The sequence below is a fragment of the Pseudomonas sp. MBLB4123 genome (assembly GCF_051904775.1).
Lineage (GTDB): Bacteria > Pseudomonadota > Gammaproteobacteria > Pseudomonadales > Pseudomonadaceae > Aquipseudomonas > Aquipseudomonas benzenivorans_B.
Genome location: NZ_CP196711.1, coordinates 3,307,561 through 3,323,841, shown reverse-complemented (window position 1 = coordinate 3,323,841; position 16,281 = coordinate 3,307,561). Strand labels below are relative to the sequence as shown.

The following is a 16,281-nucleotide window of genomic DNA, read 5'->3' as shown; positions in this document are numbered from 1 at the left end:
GGAAGGATCAGAACATGAGCAAGAAGATCACCGTCACCGATACCGTCCTGCGCGACGCCCACCAGTCGCTGCTGGCCACGCGCATGCGCACCGAGGACATGCTGCCGATCTGCGACAAGCTCGACCGGGTCGGCTACTGGTCCCTGGAAGTCTGGGGCGGCGCCACCTTCGACGCCTGCATCCGCTTCCTCAAGGAAGACCCCTGGGAGCGCCTGCGCCAGCTCAAGGCGGCGCTGCCCAACACCCGCCTGCAGATGCTCCTGCGCGGGCAGAACCTGCTCGGCTACCGCCACTACAGCGACGACGTGGTCAAGGCCTTCGTGGCCAAGGCGGCGGTCAACGGCATCGACGTGTTCCGCATCTTCGACGCGATGAACGACGTGCGTAACCTGCGCGTGGCCATCGAGGCGACCAAGGCCGCCGGCAAGCACGCCCAGGGCACCCTGGCCTACACCGTCAGCCCGGTGCACACGGTCGAGGCCTTCGTCAAGCAGGCCAAGGCCATGCAGGCCATGGGCATCGACTCGGTGGCGATCAAGGACATGGCCGGCCTCATGACCCCCTACGCCGCCTACGACCTGGTCAAGGCGCTGAAGGAGGAGGTGGACCTGCCGGTGTTCGTGCACAGCCACGACACCGCGGGCCTGGGCGCCATGTGCCAGCTCAAGGCCATCGAGGCCGGCGCCGACCATATCGACACCGCCATCTCCAGCATGGCCTGGGGCACCAGCCACCCGGGCACCGAGTCGATGGTCGCCGCGCTCAAGGGCAGCGCCTACGACACCGGCCTGGACCTGGAGCTGCTGCAGGAGATCGGCCTGTACTTCTACGCGGTGCGCAAGAAGTACCACCAGTTCGAGAGCGAGTTCACCGGGGTCGATACCCGGGTGCAGCTCAACCAGGTGCCGGGCGGGATGATGTCCAACCTGGCCAACCAGCTCAAGGAGCAGGGCGCCCTGGACCGCATCGACGAGGTGTTCGCGGAGATTCCGCGGGTGCGCGAGGACCTCGGCTTCCCGCCGCTGGTCACCCCGACCTCGCAGATCGTCGGCACCCAGGCGGTGTTCAACGTGCTGGCCGGCGAGCGCTACAAGACCATCACCAACGAGGTGAAGCTCTACCTGCAGGGCCGCTACGGCCTGGCGCCGGGCAAGATCAACGAGCAGCTGCGCAAGCAGGCGATCGGCAACGAAGAGGTGATCGACGTGCGCCCGGCCGACCTGCTCAAGCCGGAGATGGTCAAGCTGCGCGGCGAGATCGGCGCCCTGGCCAAGTCCGAGGAAGACGTGCTGACCTACGCCATGTTCCCCGACATCGGCCGCAAGTTCCTCGAGGAGCGCGAGGCCGGCAGCCTGACCCCCGAGGTGCTGCTGCCGATCCCCGAGGCGGGCGGCGTGGCCCGGGCGGGCGGCGAAGGGGTGCCGACCGAGTTCGTGGTCGACGTGCATGGCGAGAGCTACCGCGTCGATATCACCGGGGTCGGCGTCAAGGGCGAGGGCAAGCGCCACTTCTACCTGTCCATCGACGGTGTGCCGGAGGAGGTGGTGTTCGAGCCGCTCAACGAGTTCGTCGCGGGCGCCGGCGGCAAGCGCAAGCAGACCAGCGCGCCGGGTGACGTCAGCACCAGCATGCCGGGCAACATCGTCGAGGTCCTGGTCAAGGAAGGCGATGCGGTCAAGGCCGGCCAGGCGGTGCTGATCACCGAGGCGATGAAGATGGAAACCGAGGTGCAGGCGCCGATCGCCGGCACCGTCAAGGCCGTGCACGTGGCCAAGGGCGACCGGGTCAACCCGGGCGAAGTGCTGGTCGAGATCGAGTGAAGGCCGCCGCATGTATCGCGCGCTAGGCTTGCAAGCGTCTTGTAACGAGTGAGTCCTCTGGGAGCCGCAAGGCTCCCTTTTTTTGCCCGGCCGAAACGGATCGGCCGGATCAGGAGCCTGAGATGGGTATAGATCCCGTAGTGTTGTTCTTCGTCTTCGGCCTGGCCGCCGGCCTGCTCAAGAGCGAGCTGAAGCTGCCGCCGGCGCTGTACGAGACGCTGTCGATCATCCTGCTGCTGGCCATCGGCCTGCACGGCGGGGTCGAGCTGGCCGAGCAGGCCAGCGCGCAGTTGCTCGGCCAGTCGGCGCTGGTGCTGCTGCTGGGCATCGGCCTGCCGCTGCTGGCCTTCGTCCTGCTGCGCGGCCTGCGTTTCGACCGCATCAACGCGGCGGCGGTGGCGGCCCACTACGGCTCGGTCAGCGCCGGTACCTTCGCCGTGGTGGTGGCCTACATGGTCTCCCGGGAGATCGCCTTCGAGAGCTATATGCCGCTGTTCGTGGCCATCCTCGAGGTCCCGGCGATCCTGGTCGGCATCGTCCTGGCCAAGGGCATCAGCCGCGACACCCACTGGGGCGAGCTGGGCCGGGAGATCTTCCTCGGCAAGAGCATCATGCTGCTGCTCGGCGGCCTGGTCATAGGCGCGATCGCCGGCAAGGAGGCGATCAAGCCGCTGGAGCCGCTGTACACCAGCATGTTCAAGCCGGTGCTGGCGTTCTTCCTGCTGGAGATGGGCCTGATCGCCTCCGGCCAGCTGGGTTCGCTCAAGCAGTTCGGCCTGCGCCTGGCGACCTTCGCCCTGCTGATGCCGCTGCTCGGCGCACTGATCGGCGCCTTGCTGGCGCGCTTCATGGACCTGTCGGTGGGCGGCACCGCCATGCTCGCCACCCTGGCCGCGTCGGCCTCCTACATCGCCGTGCCGGCGGCCCTGCGCCTGGCGTTGCCCCAGGCCAATCCGTCGCTATCCTTGACCGCGTCCTTGGGGATCACCTTCCCCTTCAACATCCTGATCGGCATTCCGCTCTACCATGGGTTGGCCGAACGACTCATCGCCTGGGGGCTCTGACATGAACGCATCGACCCGTACCCTGCTCACCGTGATCTGCGAGGCGGCCCTGGAGAAGAAGCTGGTGGCCGACCTGGAACACCTCGGCGCCCCCGGCTGGACCATCACCGATGCCCGGGGCCGCGGTGCCCACGGCGTACGCAGCGCCGGCTGGGACACCGAAGGCAATATCCGCGTGGAGATCATCTGCGCCCGCGAGCGGGCCGAGCAGCTGGCCGAGCACCTGCAACAGCACTACTACGCCGATTACGCGATGATCTGCTACCTGGCCGAGGTCGAGGTGCTGCGCCCGCAGAAATTCTGACCCGCAGGCGAGCGGACGGCGGCTGTGATCAGCGCGGGCCGTCGAGCGTCTAGCAGCCATAGCCCGGGCGCCGCTCGGGGATGGCTGCGAACTCGACCATGCAAGCACTGTTGAACGAGATACTCGACGAAGTCCGCCCGCTGATCGGTCAGGGCAAGGTCGCCGACTATATTCCCGCCCTGGCCGGTGTCGCGCCGAACCAGCTGGGCATCGCCGTGTACGGCAACGACGGCGAGCTGTTCTGCGCCGGTGACGCGCACAGCGCCTTCTCGATCCAGAGCATCTCCAAGGTGTTCAGCCTGGTCCAGGCCATCGGCCATTCCGGCGAGGCGATCTGGCAGCGCCTGGGCCACGAGCCGTCCGGGCAGCCGTTCAACTCCCTGGTACAGCTGGAGTTCGAGCGTGGCCGGCCGCGCAACCCCTTCATCAACGCCGGCGCCCTGGTGATCTGCGACATCAACCAGTCGCGCTTCGCCGCCCCGGCGCTGTCGATGCGCGACTTCGTCCGCCGCCTGGCCGGCAACCCCCATCTGACCATCGACAACCAGGTCGCCGAGTCGGAATACCAGCACCGCGCGCGCAACGCCGCCATGGCCTACCTGATGCAGGCCTTCGGCAATTTCCACAACGACGTCGAGGCGGTGCTGCGCAGCTATTTCAGCTACTGCGCCTTGCGCCTGAGCTGCGTCGACCTGGCCCGGGCCTTCAGCTTCCTGGCCAACGACGGGTTCTGCCCGCACAGCGGCGAGCAGGTGCTGAGCGGCCGCCAGGCCAAGCAGGTCAACGCCATCATGGCCACCAGCGGGCTGTACGACGAAGCCGGCAACTTCGCCTATCGGGTCGGTCTGCCGGGCAAGAGCGGGGTGGGCGGCGGCATCGTCGCGGTGGTGCCGGGGCGCTTCAGCGTCTGCGTCTGGTCGCCGGAACTGAACGCCGCCGGCAACTCCCTGGCCGGCATGGCCGCGCTGGAGCTGCTCAGCCAGCGCATCGGCTGGTCGGTGTTCTAGGAGCGTGACTCGGCCGGATCGCGCCGACGCAGCTCCGCCAGCCGGCGCCGCTGCCGGCCTTCGGCGTCGAAGTTGTCCGGGGCCAGCCAGCGCTGGCAGGCCAGGCCGATGGCCGGCCAGTCGCTGTCGAGCAGGGCGTACCAGGCGGTGTCGCGATTGCGCTGCTTGATCACCATGTGCTGGCGGAACAGGCCCTCGTAGGCGAAGCCGAAGCGCTCGGCGGCCTGCCGGGAGCGGATGTTCTGCGCATCGCATTTCCATTCCAGGCGCCGGTAGCCCAGCTCGAAGGCGTAGCCGGCGAACAGGTGGAGGGTCTCGGTGGCCTGCGCGCTGCGTTGCATGGCGCGGCCGAAGCAGATATTGCCGATCTCGATGCGGCCGTGCCTCGGGACTATGTTGAGGAAGCTGAGCAGGCCCTGGGCGCGGCCGCAGGCCAGGTCGATTACCGTGAAGTACAGCGGGTCTTCGCTGGCCTGGTTGCCCAGCAGCCAGGCATCGAAGGCCGGGCGGCTGGCGAAGGGGCCGAACGCCATGTAGTCCCACAGCCTCGGGTCGGCCGCGGGGCCGTGCAGGGCCTGCCACAGGTGGTCGCCGTGGCGGCCCGGGTCGAGGGGCTCCAGGCGCGCGTACTGCCCGTCCAGGACCCGCCGCGCGGGCGTCTTGGCCGTGCGCCAGGGCAACAGCGGGGCACTCGCCATGGGGGCCTCGCTCAGCCCAGCAGCTTGCGGTACTGGACGAAGCCGGAGCGTTCGGCGATGCGCTCGTACAGCAGCATGGCGCGGCTGTTGCTCTCATGGGTCAGCCAGTACACCCGGGCGCATTCGCGCTGGCGGGCCTGGTCGTAGACATGCTCGATCAGCTGGCGGCCGATGCCGCTGCTGCGCACGTCCTTGGCGATGAACAGGTCCTGCAGGTAGCAGTAGTCGCCGACCGTCCAGCTGGAGCGGTGGTAGACCCAGTGCACCAGGCCGATGGCCTTGTCCTCGTGCCAGGCGAGGGCGGCATGCATGGGTTCGGCGGGGTCGAGGAAGCGCTGCCAGGCCTGCTCGCTGGCGGCGGCGGGAATCTCGGTCATGTAGAAGCGCTGGTAGCCCTGCCAGAGCGGCAGCCAGGCGGCCTGGTCGGCGGCGCCGACCGGGCGGATCTCAACGGGAATGCGAACGGCCATCGGACAACCTCCTGTAGCTGCAATTTCTCATCCTGAGACTCTTGCGGGCGCCGTGCAAGCCCGGGAGTCGGGCGCAGCCCCGCAGCCGGCGGCGAGCCGACCCGGGGCCGTGCCGGCCTCAGTCGGCGTTCTCGCCGCACAGGTCGAGGGCGAACCAGGACTCGACCTCGGCCTGGGGCAGGCCGGCGCCGAGCAGGGCGAACAGCTTGCCCAGGGCCGCCTCGCGGGTCATGCCGCCGGCCGAGACCAGGCCGGTGCTGGCCAGGCGGCTGCCCGCGGCATAGGTGGCGAACTCGACATGGCCATGGGGGCACTGGCTGATCGCGGCCAGCACCACGCCACGGTCGTGGGCGTTCTGCAGGGCGGCGAGCAGCGCGGCATCGTCCGACGGCCCGGTGCCGCTGCCGTAGCATTCCAGCAGCAGCCCGCGCACGCCGCTGGCCAGCAGGGCCTCGACCTGGGCGGCCTGGATGCCGGGATAGAGGGGCAGCACCGCCAGGCTCACCGGCTGGCGCGGCTGGCGGTAATCGAGCTCGGCGGGAATCGCCCCGGCCCGGGCGGCGAGGCGCTGGCGCGGCTGCTCGGCGAAGGCATCGAACACCGCGCTGCCGAGCTTGCTGACCCGGGCGCCGTGCATCAGCTTGCCGTTGAAGAACAGCCGCACCCCCGGTGCCACGCCCTGCCGCAGCGCGGTCATGGCGCCGAACAGGTTGGCCCAGGCGTCGCTGTCCGGGGCGCCGGCCGGGCGCATGGAGCCGGTCAGCACCACGGGCACCGGCAGGCCCAGCAGCAGGAAGCTCAGCGCCGCGGCGCTGTAGGCCAGGGTGTCGGTGCCGTGCAGCACCAGCACCGCGTCGCAGCCGTCCTGCTCGACGCCGGCGCGGATCGCCGCGGCCATCGTCAGCCAGTTGGCCTGGTTCATGTTGGCGCTGTCGAGTGGCGGCAGCAGTTCGCGGAATACCCAGTTCGGCAGCTGGCGGCCGGTCTCCAGGGCCTGCTGCGAGCGCAGCCGGGCCTCGAAGCCGGAAGCCGGCGCCAGACCGCTGGCGGTCTGTTGCATGCCGATGGTGCCGCCGGTGTAGAGCACCAGGAGTTTTGTCGAAGCCATTGGCGTCTCCTCAATAAGCAACAGGGGCCCTGACGGCCCCTGTTGTATCTATTCGCGATGCGATCAGCGCTGATGCAGGTTGTGGGCGACCTCGGCGCTCGCCATCGGGCTCTCCGGGCGGGCCGGCCAGGCCGCCGGATCGAGATCCAGGTCGGCGAACTGCTTGGGATCGAACACCGGCGACTCGACGCCGGCCTTGATCTGGCCATCATAGTCGCGCATCAGGCGCAGGCCGACCTTGAACAGCAGCGCCAGGGCCACCAGGTTGGCGATGGCCAGCAGGCCCATGGTGACGTCGGCGAAGGCGAACACCGTGCCCAGGTCCTGCACCGAGCCCCAGAGCACCAGGCCGATCACCAGCACGCGGTAGACCATCACCGGGCTGCGCTTGCTGGTGAAGAAGCTCAGGGCGTTCTCGCCGAGGTAGTAGTTGTAGATCAGGGTGGTGAAGACGAACAGCAGCAGGGCGAGGCTGATGAACACCCGGCCCCACTCGCCGACCACGCTGGCCACGGCGGTCTGGGTCAGGACCACGCCGGCCTGTTCCATGCCGGGCTGGTAGACGCCCGACAGCAGGATGATCAGCGCGGTGCAGCTGCACAGGATCAGGGTGTCGATGAACACGCTCAGCGACTGCACGATGCCCTGGGCCACCGGGTGCTTGACCTCGGCCACGGCGGCGACGTTGGGCGCGCTGCCCAGGCCCGCCTCGTTGGAGAACAGGCCGCGCTTGACGCCCATGATGATGGCCGCGCCGATGCCGCCGGCGAAGGCCGGCTCCAGGCCGAAGGCGCTGTTGACGATCAGGGCCAGGGTCTCCGGCACGGCGTCGAGGTTGCTGCCGATGACGAACAGCGCCATGGCGATGTAGGCGAAGGCCATGGACGGTACCAGCACGTCGGCGACGCTGGCGATACGCTTGATGCCGCCGAAGATGATCAGGCCGATCACCACCACCAGGGCAATGCCGCTGATGTGGGTGGGCAGGCCGAAGGTGTCGTGCAGCGAGCTGGCCACGGTGAAGGACTGCACGGCGTTGAAGCCGAAGCCGAAGGTCACCAGCAGCAGCAAGGATACGACGATGCCCAGCCAGCGCTGGCCGAGGCCGTGCTCGATGTAGAAGGCCGGGCCGCCGCGGTAGCTGCCGTCGGCTTCGCGGCGCTTGTACAGCTGGGCCAGGGAGCATTCGAAGTAGCTGGTGGCCATGCCGACCAGGGCGACTATCCACATCCAGAAGATCGCGCCCGGGCCGCCGAGCATGATGGCCACCGAGACCCCGGCGATGTTGCCGGCGCCCACGCGGCCGGCGACGCTGAGCATCAGCGCCTGGAAGGAGCTGAGCTGGCCCGGCTGGCGCTGGAACGCCTCGGCGAAGATGCGGAACATGCGGCCGAAGTAGCGGAACTGGACGAAGCGCGAGGCCAGGGTGAAGAGCAGGCCCAGACCGATCAGCATGACGATCAGCAGCTTGCTCCAGATAAGGTCGTTGAGGAGGTCGAGCATGACGGGGCTCTCTTGTTGTTGTGCCGGAAAGGGACGAAAGAGGAATGGTTGGTCAGATACGCCCGTCATGCAATTTCGCGGGTGACGGCGACCTGATGCGAGTCGATGCTAGAATTGCGTCGTTCGCACCATCAGGAACAGGCGCATGTCCGACCATCTGGGCCCCAATCTCAAGCTGCTGTGCAGCCACTACCGCTCGATTGCCGAGGTGTGTCGGCAGCTGGCGATCAACCGCGCCCAGTTCAACAAATACCTCAGCGGGCAGAGCCGGCCGACCGCCTACAACCTAAAGCGCATCTGCGACTTCTTCGGGGTCGAGACCTATGAGCTGAGTCTGCCGGGCGAGCAGTTCGCCGACTTGATCGGCGCGCGCAGCGGCGGCCAGGCCCCGCAGGTGGCCGGTGACCCGCTGCTGGAGTTTCTCCAGCCGCTGCGCGCGCACTCCAGCAGCCTGTCGCGCTATTGCGGTTACTACTTCGAATACGCCAACTGCATGTCGGTGCCGGGCAAGATCCTGCTGTCGCTGGTGCAGCTGCGCGAGGAGCGCGGCAGCTACCTGTTCGAGCGTCAGGAACGTCAGGAACCCTCGCGCGCCGACAGCGGCAAGGCCGAGGACTGGGTGCGCTGCCGCTATCTGGGGGCGGCCTTCTATCTGCAGGACCGGCTGTTCCTGATCGACTACGAGTCGCTGACCGGCAACGAGATGAGCCAGACCATCCTCATTCCCAGCTTCAAGAGCCGCATCACCCGGCTCAACGGCCTGAAGACCGGGGTGTCCAGCGGCGACCGGCGCACCCCGGCCTGCACCCGGGTGGTCTGGGAGTTCCTCGGCACTGAGATCAACCGGGTCAACGCCTATCGCCAGGTGATGCTCTACAGTCCGGACGATCCGCGGATCGACGCCGATATCCTGCAGCGCCTGACAGCGGCGGATATCCGCGACGGGCTGTTCGAGATCGACTAGACCGCTCTAGCCGCGCAGCGCTTGCAGGCGCTGCCGCTGACGGCCCCGGGCGTCGAAGTTGTCCTCGGCCAGCCAGCGTTCGAAGGCGCCGCGGCAGCGCGGCCATTCCCGGTCGATGATGGAGAACCAGGCGCTGTCGCGGTTTTGCCCCTTGACCACCATGTGTTGGCGGAAGCGGCCCTCGTAGACGAAGCCCAGGCGCTCGGCGGCGCGCATCGAGCGGGCGTTGAGCGCATTGCACTTCCACTCCAGGCGACGGTAGCCGAGCCTGCCCATGGCCAGCTCGGCCAGCAGGTAGACCGCCTCGGTGGAGGCCGGGCTGCGCTGCATGGCGGCGCCGAAGGCGATGTGGCCGATCTCGATGCAGCCGTCCCGGGGCGCTATGCGCAGGAAACTGAGCAGGCCGACGCAGCGTCGGCCGGCCTGCTCGATCACGGCGAAGAACAGCGGGTCGGCACTGCTCGCGTTGCCGGTCAGCCAGGCGTCGAAGCCCGCGCGTTCGGCAAAGGGGCCGTAGGGCAGGTAGTCCCACAGCAACGGGTCGCTGTCCGGGCCCTGCAGCGCCCACCACAGGTCGTCGCCGTGCCGCGCCGGGTCGAGGGGCTCCAGGCGCACGTAGCGGCCGTGCAGCGCGGCGCGTGGCGGAATAGGGCGGGGCTGCCAGCCGGACAAGTCGGCGCAGGTCATGGCGCTGCTCCCTTCACAGGCTCTTGCGGTATTGGACGAAGCCTGCGCGCTCGGCGATGCGCTGGTAGAGCTGCATGGCGGTGGCATTGCTCTCATGGGTCAGCCAGTGCACGCGGCGGCTGCCGGCCGCCTGGGCCGCGGCGTAGACCTGTTCGATCAGTCGCCGGCCGACGCCCGTGCCGCGCAGCTCCTCGGCGACGAACAGGTCCTGCAGGTAGCAGGCGTCTTCCACCGACCAGTTGCTGCGGTGGAAGATCCACTGCACCAGGCCGACGGCGCGCTCGCCTTGCCAGGCCAGGGCGGCATGGGTCGGCTCGTCGGCGGCGAGCAGGCGTTGCCAGGTGATGGCGCTGGTCGCCTCAGGGAGCTCGCTGCGGTAGAAGCTCAGGTAGGCCTGCCAGAGCGGCAGCCAGGCGGCGTGGTCGGCGGCGGTGACCGGGCGGATAGCGAGGGCGGTGCGGGACATAAGGGCTCCTTGCGGGTGGTTTCAGTGTTCGCGCATGCGCCGGGCCAGCTCGCGGTCGCGGCTGGCGCCGCTGCTGTTCAGGCCCAGGTGCACGCCCTGTTGGTCGGCCGGGCTGCGGTTCTGGCTGAGCTTCCACTGGCCGTCGAGCCGCTGGATCGGCAGGGCGAAACCGACGATGGCGCGCAGCATCGCGTCGATATAGTCGCGCGGCGCATCGCTCAGCGCCCAGGGCTGGGCGCGGCCGGCCTCATGCCGGTCGCTGAGGCGACCGAGCAGGTGCAGCAGGCGCTCGGGCTCGTCGAACAGCTCGGCGCGGCCATGGGCATGCACGGCGATGTAGTTCCAGGTCGGCACCGCCTTGCCGTGCTCGGCCTTGCTCGGGTACCAGCCGGGGCTGACGTAGGCATCCGGGCCCTGGAAGACCACCAGGACCTCGCCGCGGCTCTCGAGGTCGCGCCATTGCCCATTGGCCCGGGCGAAATGGCCGTAGAGGGTGCCGAATTCGCCTTCCTCGGGCACCAGCAACAGCGGCAGGTGGCTGGCCTGCAGGCCGCGCTCGCCCTGGCTGATCACGGTGGCCAGGGGGTTGGCGGCGATCTGTCGGTGCAGGGTGGGGAGGTCGTGCTGACGAAAGATCGCGGGGGTGTGCATGGCGAATCTCCGAATGGGGTAGGGCCATGCTAGGCAGGACATTGGTCTGTTGTAAGATCCATTTATTGCGACTTTCATGGAGCCAATCTATGGCCCGCCCAGTGCCCTTGCCCGTCGACCTCTACGGCATCCAACTCGACCCGGCCCGGGGCCTGGCGCGTCAGCTCTACCAGGCGCTGCGCGCGCGCATCCTCGATGGCCGCCTGGCGGGCGGCACCCGCCTGCCGGCCAGCCGCGACCTCGCCGGCCTGCTGGGTATCTCGCGCAACACCGTGACGCGCGCCTTCGACCAGCTGTATGCCGAGGGCTATGTGCAAGGACGTGTCGGCGCCGGCACCTATGTCGCCGAGCTGGCCGCGGTGGTGCGCCCCGCGCCGCCGAGCGGCGCCGCCCCGGGGGCCAGCCCGGCCCTGCAGCGGCTCGTGACGCATCACCTGAACCCGCCGCTGGAGGGGGCGCCGCGGGCCTTCCGGGTCGGCGTGCCGGCCTTCGACCTGTTTCCCTTCGAGACCTGGGCGCGGCTGTCGGCGCGTTTCTGGCGCAAGCCCTCGCCGGCGCGCCTGGGCTATGGCGACCCGGCCGGCGATTGGCAGCTGCGCGAGTTGATCGCCGCTTACCTGCGCAACAGCCGCGGCCTGCACTGCGACCCGGCGCAGATCGTCGTCACCTGTGGCGCCCAGCAGGCCATCAGCCTGTGCGCCCAGCTGCTGGTGCAGCCGGGCGACCGGGTGGCCATCGAGAACCCGGGCTATCGCGCCGCCGGCCATGCCTTCGCCGTGGCCGGGGGGCGCCTGCAGGGCATCCCGGTGGATGGCGAGGGGCTGGATACGGCCGCGCTGGCGCGCGCCGGCGACTGCCGCCTGGCCTATGTCACGCCCTCGCACCAGTACCCCACCGGGGTCGTCCTGTCGCTGGCGCGGCGTCTGGAGCTGCTCGACTGGGCCGAGGGTCACGACGGCTGGATAGTCGAGGACGACTACGACGGCGAGTACCGCTACAGCGGCACGCCGCTGGCGCCGCTGGCCGCCCTCGACCGCCGGGGGCGGGTGCTCTATGTCGGCACCTTCTGCAAGATCGCCTTTCCCGCGCTGCGCCTGGGTTACCTGGTGCTGCCGCCGGCCCTGGTCGAGCCCTTCGCCCGCCGCCGCGCCCTGGACATGCGCCATTCGGAGATCGGCAGCCAGGCGGTGATGGCCGAGTTCATCGCCGCCGGCCACTTCCAGCGGCATATCCGGCGCATGCGCACGGCCGCCCGCAGCCGGCGCGACGCCCTGTTGGCGGGCTGGCCGCGGTCGGTGCCGGGCTGCTCGCCGCTGCCGCAGGTGGAGGCCGGCCTGCATCTGTGCGTGCGGGTCGCCAGCCTGGCGCGCGAACGCGAACTGGTGGCGGCTGCGGCCGAGGTGGGGGTGGAGGTCGGCGCCCTCAGCGATTACTGGCTGGCGGACAGCCCGGGGCCGGCGGATTCGCGCGCCGGGCTGGTGCTGGGTTTCGCCGCGGTGCCCGAGGCGCAGATCGCCGCGGCGCTGCAGGCGCTGCGCCGGGCCTGGGCGGTGCCGGAGTAAGGCGGTTCGTCACGGGCCGGACACGAAAAAGGATGGCCGTCGGCCATCCTTTCCGGTTGCCGGGGCGGGAGCGCCCTGGCCGGTGGCTCAGGCCTGCAGCGGCACCAGGCGCGGGGCGATCATGTTCTCCGGGCGGAGGATCTCGGCCAGTTCGGCTTCGTCCAGCAGCTTCTCCTCGCGCACCAGTTCCAGCACGCCGCGGCCGCTGTCCAGGGCCAGCTTGGCGATGCGCGTGGCGTTCTCGTAGCCGATGTAGGGGTTGAGCGCGGTGATCAGGCCGATGGAGTTCTCCATCAGCGCCCGGCAGTGCGCCTCGTTGGCGGTGATGCCGTCGATGCACAGCTCGCGCAGCATGTCCATGGCGCGGGTCAGCAGGCGGATCGAGTCGAAGATCTTGTAGGCGATCAAGGGCTCCATGACGTTGAGCTGCAGCTGGCCGCCCTCGGCCGCCATGGTCAGCGCCAGGTCGTTGCCGATCACCTCGAAGGCCACCTGGTTGACCGCCTCGGGGATCACCGGGTTGACCTTGCCCGGCATGATCGAGCTGCCCGGCTGGCGCGGCGGCAGGTTGATCTCGTTGATGCCGGTGCGCGGGCCGCTGGACAGCAGGCGCAGGTCGTTGCAGATCTTCGACAGCTTGACCGCGGTGCGCTTGAGCATGCCGGAGAACAGCACGAAGGCGCCCATATCCGAGGTGGCCTCGATCAGGTCGGCGGCCGGGGTCAGCGGGTGGCCGCTGATGATGGCCAGGCGCTTGACCGCCAGGGCCTGGTACTTGGGATCGGCGTTGATCCCGGTGCCGATGGCGGTGCCGCCCAGGTTGACCTCGGTGAGCAGGGTCGGGGCGAGCAGCTTGAGGTGCTGCAGGTCCTCGCCCAGGGTGGTGGCGAAGGCGCGGAATTCCTGGCCCAGGGTCATGGGCACGGCGTCCTGCAGCTGGGTGCGGCCCATCTTCAGCACGTGGTCGAACTTCAGGCCCTTGCTGGCCAGGGACTGGATCAGCTTGTCCAGGGCGGTGAGCAGGCTGTCGTGGCCCAGCAGCAGGCCGAGACGGATGGCGGTCGGGTAGGCGTCGTTGGTCGACTGCGCCATGTTCACGTCGTTGTTCGGGTGCAGGTGCTGGTACTCGCCCTTCTCATGGCCCATGGCCTCCAGCGCGATGTTGGCGATGACCTCGTTGGCGTTCATGTTGGTCGAGGTGCCGGCGCCGCCCTGGATCATGTCGACCACGAACTGCTCGTGGAACTCGCCCTGGATGATGCGTGCGCAGGCGGTGCTGATCGCCGTGTGCTTGGCCGCCGAGAGGTGGCCCAGTTCGCGGTTGGCGTCGGCCGAGGCCTGCTTGACCATAGCCAGACCGACCACCAGCTTCGGGTAGTGCGCCAGGGGCACGCCGGACAGGCGGAAGTTGTTGACGGCGCGCAGGGTCTGGATGCCGTAGTAGGCATCGGCGGGGACTTCGAGGGTGCCGAGCAGGTCTTTTTCGACGCGGAAGGATGCAGCAGCGGACATGATGAGCGGAGTCTCTGGGATAGGCGGCGAAGGCCGCGATGCCTTCTAGACTAAGGGCTGAGCCCTTGCGTCGGCCAATGCTGTTAAGCGCTGGGGTATGCATAATCGGCATAATGTCGGTGTGACGTTCTAAACTCGTCGGTCGTATGCCGCGAAACCGCAAAGGCCGAGCATGAACCTGGAAACCAAATGGCTGGAGGACTTCGTTGCCCTGGCCGCCACCCGCAGCTTCTCCCAGGCGGCCGAGAAGCGCCACGTCACCCAGCCGGCCTTCAGCCGGCGGATCAAGGCGCTGGAGCAGATGCTCGGGCTGACCCTGGTCAACCGTGCCTGCACGCCGGTGGAGCTGACCGAGTCCGGCCAGCTGTTCCTGGTCACCGCGCGCAGCCTGGTGGAGCAGCTCGGCGAGGTGGTGCGCCACCTGCACAACCTCGAGGGCCAGCAGGGCGAGGTGCTGCAGATCGCCGCGGCGCACTCGCTGACCCTGGGCTTCTTCCCCGAGTGGATCGCCCGCCTGCGTCGCGAGGGCCTGCCGCTGAACACCCGGCTGGTGGCGAGCAACGTCGGCGAGGCGGTGCACGCCCTGCGCGAGGGCGCCTGCGACCTGATCCTCGCCTACTACGACCCGGACGCGGCGCTGCAGATGGACCCGGAGATCTTCCCCTCGTTGCACCTGGGCGAAACCGCGATGCTGCCGGTGTGCGCGGTGGACGAGGGCGGCCGGCCGCTGTTCGACCTGGCCAGCGGCCAGAGCGTGCCGCTGCTGGCCTACACCGCCGGGGCCTTCCTCGGCCGCTCGGTCAACCTGCTGTTGCGCCAGCGCGCCCTGCGCTCGACCACGGTGTACGAGACGGCCATGGCCGACAGCCTCAAGAGCATGGCCCTGCAGGGCATGGGTGTGGCCTGGGTGCCACGCCTGTCGGTGACCGCCGAGCTGGCCCGCGGCGAGCTGGCGGTGTGCGGCGACGAGCAGTGGCAGACGCCGCTGGAGATCCGCCTGTACCGCTGCGCCCTGGTGCGCAAGGCGGCGGTGCGCCTGCTCTGGCGCAAGCTGGAAAGCGGCGGGCTGGGGCGCTGAGGCCGGCTCAGCCGGCGGTGCCGGCCTGGCGGGCGGTGACCCGCAGGGCCGACTCGACCATGTCGTAGTCGACGTAGCAACCCTGCAGGTGGCGCCGCCCGGTCTGCGGGTCGAAGCTCTTGCGCCCGTGCAGCACCCGGCGGTTGTCGAAGGCGACCATCTCGCCGGCGTCCAGGCGCAGGTCGAGGCGGTAGCGCGGCGAGCGCAGCAGCGTCCAGAACGCCAGGTAGGCGCGGTACCAGGGCATGATCAGCGCCGGCGGCAGGCGCAGGCTGTCGCGCAGCCAGTTGTTGAAGCGCACCTCGATGACCTGGTCGTGCTCGTCCAGGTGGATCACCGTGGCGCGCACCACCAGGTCGGTTTCCTCGTCGGCGAAGCGACAGTCGATGGCCGTCTCCGCCAGCAGGCGGAAGGCCTCCGGGTCCTGCCGGCGCAGGGCCTCGGCCACGGCCACGCCGTCGGCGAAGATCGACTCGCCGCCCTGGGCGTCGTTGGCCAGGCAGTAGAGCATCTGGATGTCCGGCGGGTTCTTCCAGTTGGTCAGGTCGGTATGCAGCTCCAGGCCCAGGGCGGTGTAGGCGGCGTTGTTCGGCTTGGGCTTGCTGAACACCTCGAAGCGGCCGCCGAAGTTGGTGGCGCGGATCGGCCCTATGCTGGCCGCCACCTGGTCGATCTCGCCGCCCTCGCTGGGGCCGTTCTGCAGGATGGCGAAGCCGTCGCGACACAGCGCGTGCAGCCAGTCCAGGCGCGCGCTGCCGCCGGCCATGTAGGCGGCGAAGTCGGTGCGCTGGGGGCTGAAGTCCTCGGCCCAGGGGCGGTTGGCCGGCACTATGTTCGGTTGCCAGGCCTGCTGGTGGGGACGCAGCCGGTACAGCCAGCCGGCATCGAAGCGGCTGACATGGCCGTCGCTCCAGGTCAGGCACAGGTGGCCACCCTCGATGTCGATGGCCGGCGCCGTCTCCAGGCAGGCGGGGTCAAGGTCGATGATGAACTGGGTGCGTTCGTAGGTCTGCGGATGGCGGCAGGCGTCGCAGGCGCAGTGGTCGCGCAGCCACAGCAGCGGAAATTCCGCGCTTTCCAGGGTCTCCAGTACCTGCCAGTTGACCTGAATGCAGGCCTCGGCGTAGCGCGCGGCGCCGATCGGCAGGGTCAGCGCGTAGGCGCCGTATTCCTTCATGTCGACCGAGGGGCCCAGGCTGGCGGCGGCTGGGGAAAGGAGGCTGGTAGTCATGGGGTATCTCCACTGAAGCGCATCGCATGAAGGGGGCCGGCCGCCTGGGGCGGGGCATTGGGCCGCTGCCGGGTGCAGGCCAAGAGTGGGGCCTGGGCGGGTGGCTGACAAACGATCAATTCGCGCTCTAAGGCCAAGCCAAACTAATGCCTGGCT

General features: G+C 69.1%; 16 protein-coding genes. 7 read left to right on the top strand and 9 right to left on the bottom strand.

Annotated features, from left to right (window positions below; genetic code table 11):
* The first annotated feature begins 14 nt into the window (after positions 1-14).
* The 4 genes from oadA to glsB all read left to right on the top strand — a co-directional run bounded on the left by oadA (position 15) and on the right by glsB (position 4,195).
* Complete coding sequence (gene oadA, locus ACSX1C_RS15370) at positions 15-1,820, top strand: sodium-extruding oxaloacetate decarboxylase subunit alpha (RefSeq protein ID WP_439886855.1); 1,806 nt, start codon at positions 15-17, stop codon at positions 1,818-1,820.
* A gap of 122 nt (positions 1,821-1,942) precedes the next feature.
* A complete protein-coding gene (locus ACSX1C_RS15365; RefSeq protein ID WP_439886854.1) occupies positions 1,943-2,884 on the top strand; it encodes a sodium-dependent bicarbonate transport family permease in 942 nt (313 codons plus the stop codon).
* A 1-nt stretch (position 2,885) separates the two neighbouring features.
* Positions 2,886-3,188, top strand: coding sequence for a DUF3240 family protein (locus tag ACSX1C_RS15360; protein WP_439886853.1), 303 nt, complete (start codon positions 2,886-2,888; stop codon positions 3,186-3,188).
* Between the two features lie 98 nt (positions 3,189-3,286).
* Complete coding sequence (gene glsB, locus ACSX1C_RS15355; RefSeq protein WP_439886852.1) at positions 3,287-4,195, top strand: glutaminase B; 909 nt, start codon at positions 3,287-3,289, stop codon at positions 4,193-4,195.
* On the opposite strand, the gene ACSX1C_RS15350 is transcribed toward glsB, so the two are convergent.
* From ACSX1C_RS15350 to ACSX1C_RS15335, 4 genes are all read right to left on the bottom strand, one after another.
* Entirely contained in the window at positions 4,192-4,893 is a 702-nt protein-coding gene (locus tag ACSX1C_RS15350) for a GNAT family N-acetyltransferase (RefSeq protein WP_439886851.1), read from the bottom strand. The two genes, glsB and ACSX1C_RS15350, sit on opposite strands and share 4 nt — an antisense overlap.
* Before the next feature lie 11 nt (positions 4,894-4,904).
* Complete coding sequence (locus ACSX1C_RS15345; protein ID WP_439886850.1) at positions 4,905-5,363, bottom strand: GNAT family N-acetyltransferase; 459 nt, start codon at positions 5,361-5,363, stop codon at positions 4,905-4,907.
* Positions 5,364-5,481: 118 nt separating this feature from the next.
* The gene (locus ACSX1C_RS15340; RefSeq protein WP_439886849.1) at positions 5,482-6,471 is read right to left on the bottom strand and encodes an asparaginase; all 990 of its coding nucleotides are present in this window, start codon (positions 6,469-6,471) and stop codon (positions 5,482-5,484) included.
* Positions 6,472-6,534: 63 nt separating this feature from the next.
* A complete protein-coding gene (locus ACSX1C_RS15335) occupies positions 6,535-7,974 on the bottom strand; it encodes an alanine/glycine:cation symporter family protein (RefSeq protein ID WP_439886848.1) in 1,440 nt (479 codons plus the stop codon).
* Positions 7,975-8,119: 145 nt separating this feature from the next.
* Here ACSX1C_RS15335 and ACSX1C_RS15330 point away from each other — a divergent pair, with 145 nt between their 5' ends.
* Positions 8,120-8,938 carry a helix-turn-helix domain-containing protein gene (locus ACSX1C_RS15330; protein ID WP_439886847.1) on the top strand — a complete coding sequence of 273 codons (819 nt, stop codon included), beginning with the start codon at positions 8,120-8,122 and terminating at the stop codon, positions 8,936-8,938.
* A 6-nt stretch (positions 8,939-8,944) separates the two neighbouring features.
* Here the strand turns inward: ACSX1C_RS15330 and ACSX1C_RS15325 are convergent, their stop codons facing one another.
* The 3 genes from ACSX1C_RS15325 to ACSX1C_RS15315 are packed head-to-tail and all read right to left on the bottom strand — an operon-like array spanning position 8,945 to position 10,742.
* Positions 8,945-9,625 carry a GNAT family N-acetyltransferase gene (locus ACSX1C_RS15325; RefSeq protein WP_439886846.1) on the bottom strand — a complete coding sequence of 227 codons (681 nt, stop codon included), beginning with the start codon at positions 9,623-9,625 and terminating at the stop codon, positions 8,945-8,947.
* Positions 9,626-9,638: 13 nt separating this feature from the next.
* Positions 9,639-10,091, bottom strand: a complete 453-nt coding sequence (locus ACSX1C_RS15320) for a GNAT family N-acetyltransferase (protein ID WP_439886845.1) — start codon at positions 10,089-10,091, stop codon at positions 9,639-9,641.
* Positions 10,092-10,112: 21 nt separating this feature from the next.
* Positions 10,113-10,742: an FMN-binding negative transcriptional regulator gene (locus tag ACSX1C_RS15315; RefSeq protein ID WP_439886844.1), complete on the bottom strand. Its 630-nt coding sequence runs from the start codon at positions 10,740-10,742 to the stop codon at positions 10,113-10,115.
* 89 nt (positions 10,743-10,831) lie between these two features.
* On the opposite strand from ACSX1C_RS15315, the gene ACSX1C_RS15310 reads away from it, so the two are divergent.
* Entirely contained in the window at positions 10,832-12,304 is a 1,473-nt protein-coding gene (locus tag ACSX1C_RS15310; protein WP_439886843.1) for a PLP-dependent aminotransferase family protein, read from the top strand.
* 87 nt (positions 12,305-12,391) lie between these two features.
* Here ACSX1C_RS15310 and ACSX1C_RS15305 read toward each other — a convergent pair whose 3' ends face one another.
* On the bottom strand, positions 12,392-13,816 hold the full coding sequence (locus tag ACSX1C_RS15305) for an aspartate ammonia-lyase (RefSeq protein WP_439886842.1): 1,425 nt from the start codon (positions 13,814-13,816) through the stop codon (positions 12,392-12,394).
* 172 nt (positions 13,817-13,988) lie between these two features.
* On the opposite strand from ACSX1C_RS15305, the gene ACSX1C_RS15300 reads away from it, so the two are divergent.
* Positions 13,989-14,894: a LysR substrate-binding domain-containing protein gene (locus ACSX1C_RS15300; protein ID WP_439886841.1), complete on the top strand. Its 906-nt coding sequence runs from the start codon at positions 13,989-13,991 to the stop codon at positions 14,892-14,894.
* A gap of 7 nt (positions 14,895-14,901) precedes the next feature.
* Here the strand turns inward: ACSX1C_RS15300 and ACSX1C_RS15295 are convergent, their stop codons facing one another.
* Entirely contained in the window at positions 14,902-16,125 is a 1,224-nt protein-coding gene (locus ACSX1C_RS15295) for a TauD/TfdA family dioxygenase (RefSeq protein ID WP_439886840.1), read from the bottom strand.
* Positions 16,126-16,281 lie beyond the last annotated feature (156 nt).

Coding starts and splice junctions, on each gene's coding strand:
- oadA (WP_439886855.1), top strand. CDS start 15: ATGAGCAAGAAGATCACCGTCACCGATACCGTCCTGCGCGACGCCCAC.
- ACSX1C_RS15365 (WP_439886854.1), top strand. CDS start 1,943: ATGGGTATAGATCCCGTAGTGTTGTTCTTCGTCTTCGGCCTGGCCGCC.
- ACSX1C_RS15360 (WP_439886853.1), top strand. CDS start 2,886: ATGAACGCATCGACCCGTACCCTGCTCACCGTGATCTGCGAGGCGGCC.
- glsB (WP_439886852.1), top strand. CDS start 3,287: ATGCAAGCACTGTTGAACGAGATACTCGACGAAGTCCGCCCGCTGATC.
- ACSX1C_RS15350 (WP_439886851.1), bottom strand. CDS start 4,893: ATGGCGAGTGCCCCGCTGTTGCCCTGGCGCACGGCCAAGACGCCCGCG.
- ACSX1C_RS15345 (WP_439886850.1), bottom strand. CDS start 5,363: ATGGCCGTTCGCATTCCCGTTGAGATCCGCCCGGTCGGCGCCGCCGAC.
- ACSX1C_RS15340 (WP_439886849.1), bottom strand. CDS start 6,471: ATGGCTTCGACAAAACTCCTGGTGCTCTACACCGGCGGCACCATCGGC.
- ACSX1C_RS15335 (WP_439886848.1), bottom strand. CDS start 7,974: ATGCTCGACCTCCTCAACGACCTTATCTGGAGCAAGCTGCTGATCGTC.
- ACSX1C_RS15330 (WP_439886847.1), top strand. CDS start 8,120: ATGTCCGACCATCTGGGCCCCAATCTCAAGCTGCTGTGCAGCCACTAC.
- ACSX1C_RS15325 (WP_439886846.1), bottom strand. CDS start 9,625: ATGACCTGCGCCGACTTGTCCGGCTGGCAGCCCCGCCCTATTCCGCCA.
- ACSX1C_RS15320 (WP_439886845.1), bottom strand. CDS start 10,091: ATGTCCCGCACCGCCCTCGCTATCCGCCCGGTCACCGCCGCCGACCAC.
- ACSX1C_RS15315 (WP_439886844.1), bottom strand. CDS start 10,742: ATGCACACCCCCGCGATCTTTCGTCAGCACGACCTCCCCACCCTGCAC.
- ACSX1C_RS15310 (WP_439886843.1), top strand. CDS start 10,832: ATGGCCCGCCCAGTGCCCTTGCCCGTCGACCTCTACGGCATCCAACTC.
- ACSX1C_RS15305 (WP_439886842.1), bottom strand. CDS start 13,816: ATGTCCGCTGCTGCATCCTTCCGCGTCGAAAAAGACCTGCTCGGCACC.
- ACSX1C_RS15300 (WP_439886841.1), top strand. CDS start 13,989: ATGAACCTGGAAACCAAATGGCTGGAGGACTTCGTTGCCCTGGCCGCC.
- ACSX1C_RS15295 (WP_439886840.1), bottom strand. CDS start 16,125: ATGACTACCAGCCTCCTTTCCCCAGCCGCCGCCAGCCTGGGCCCCTCG.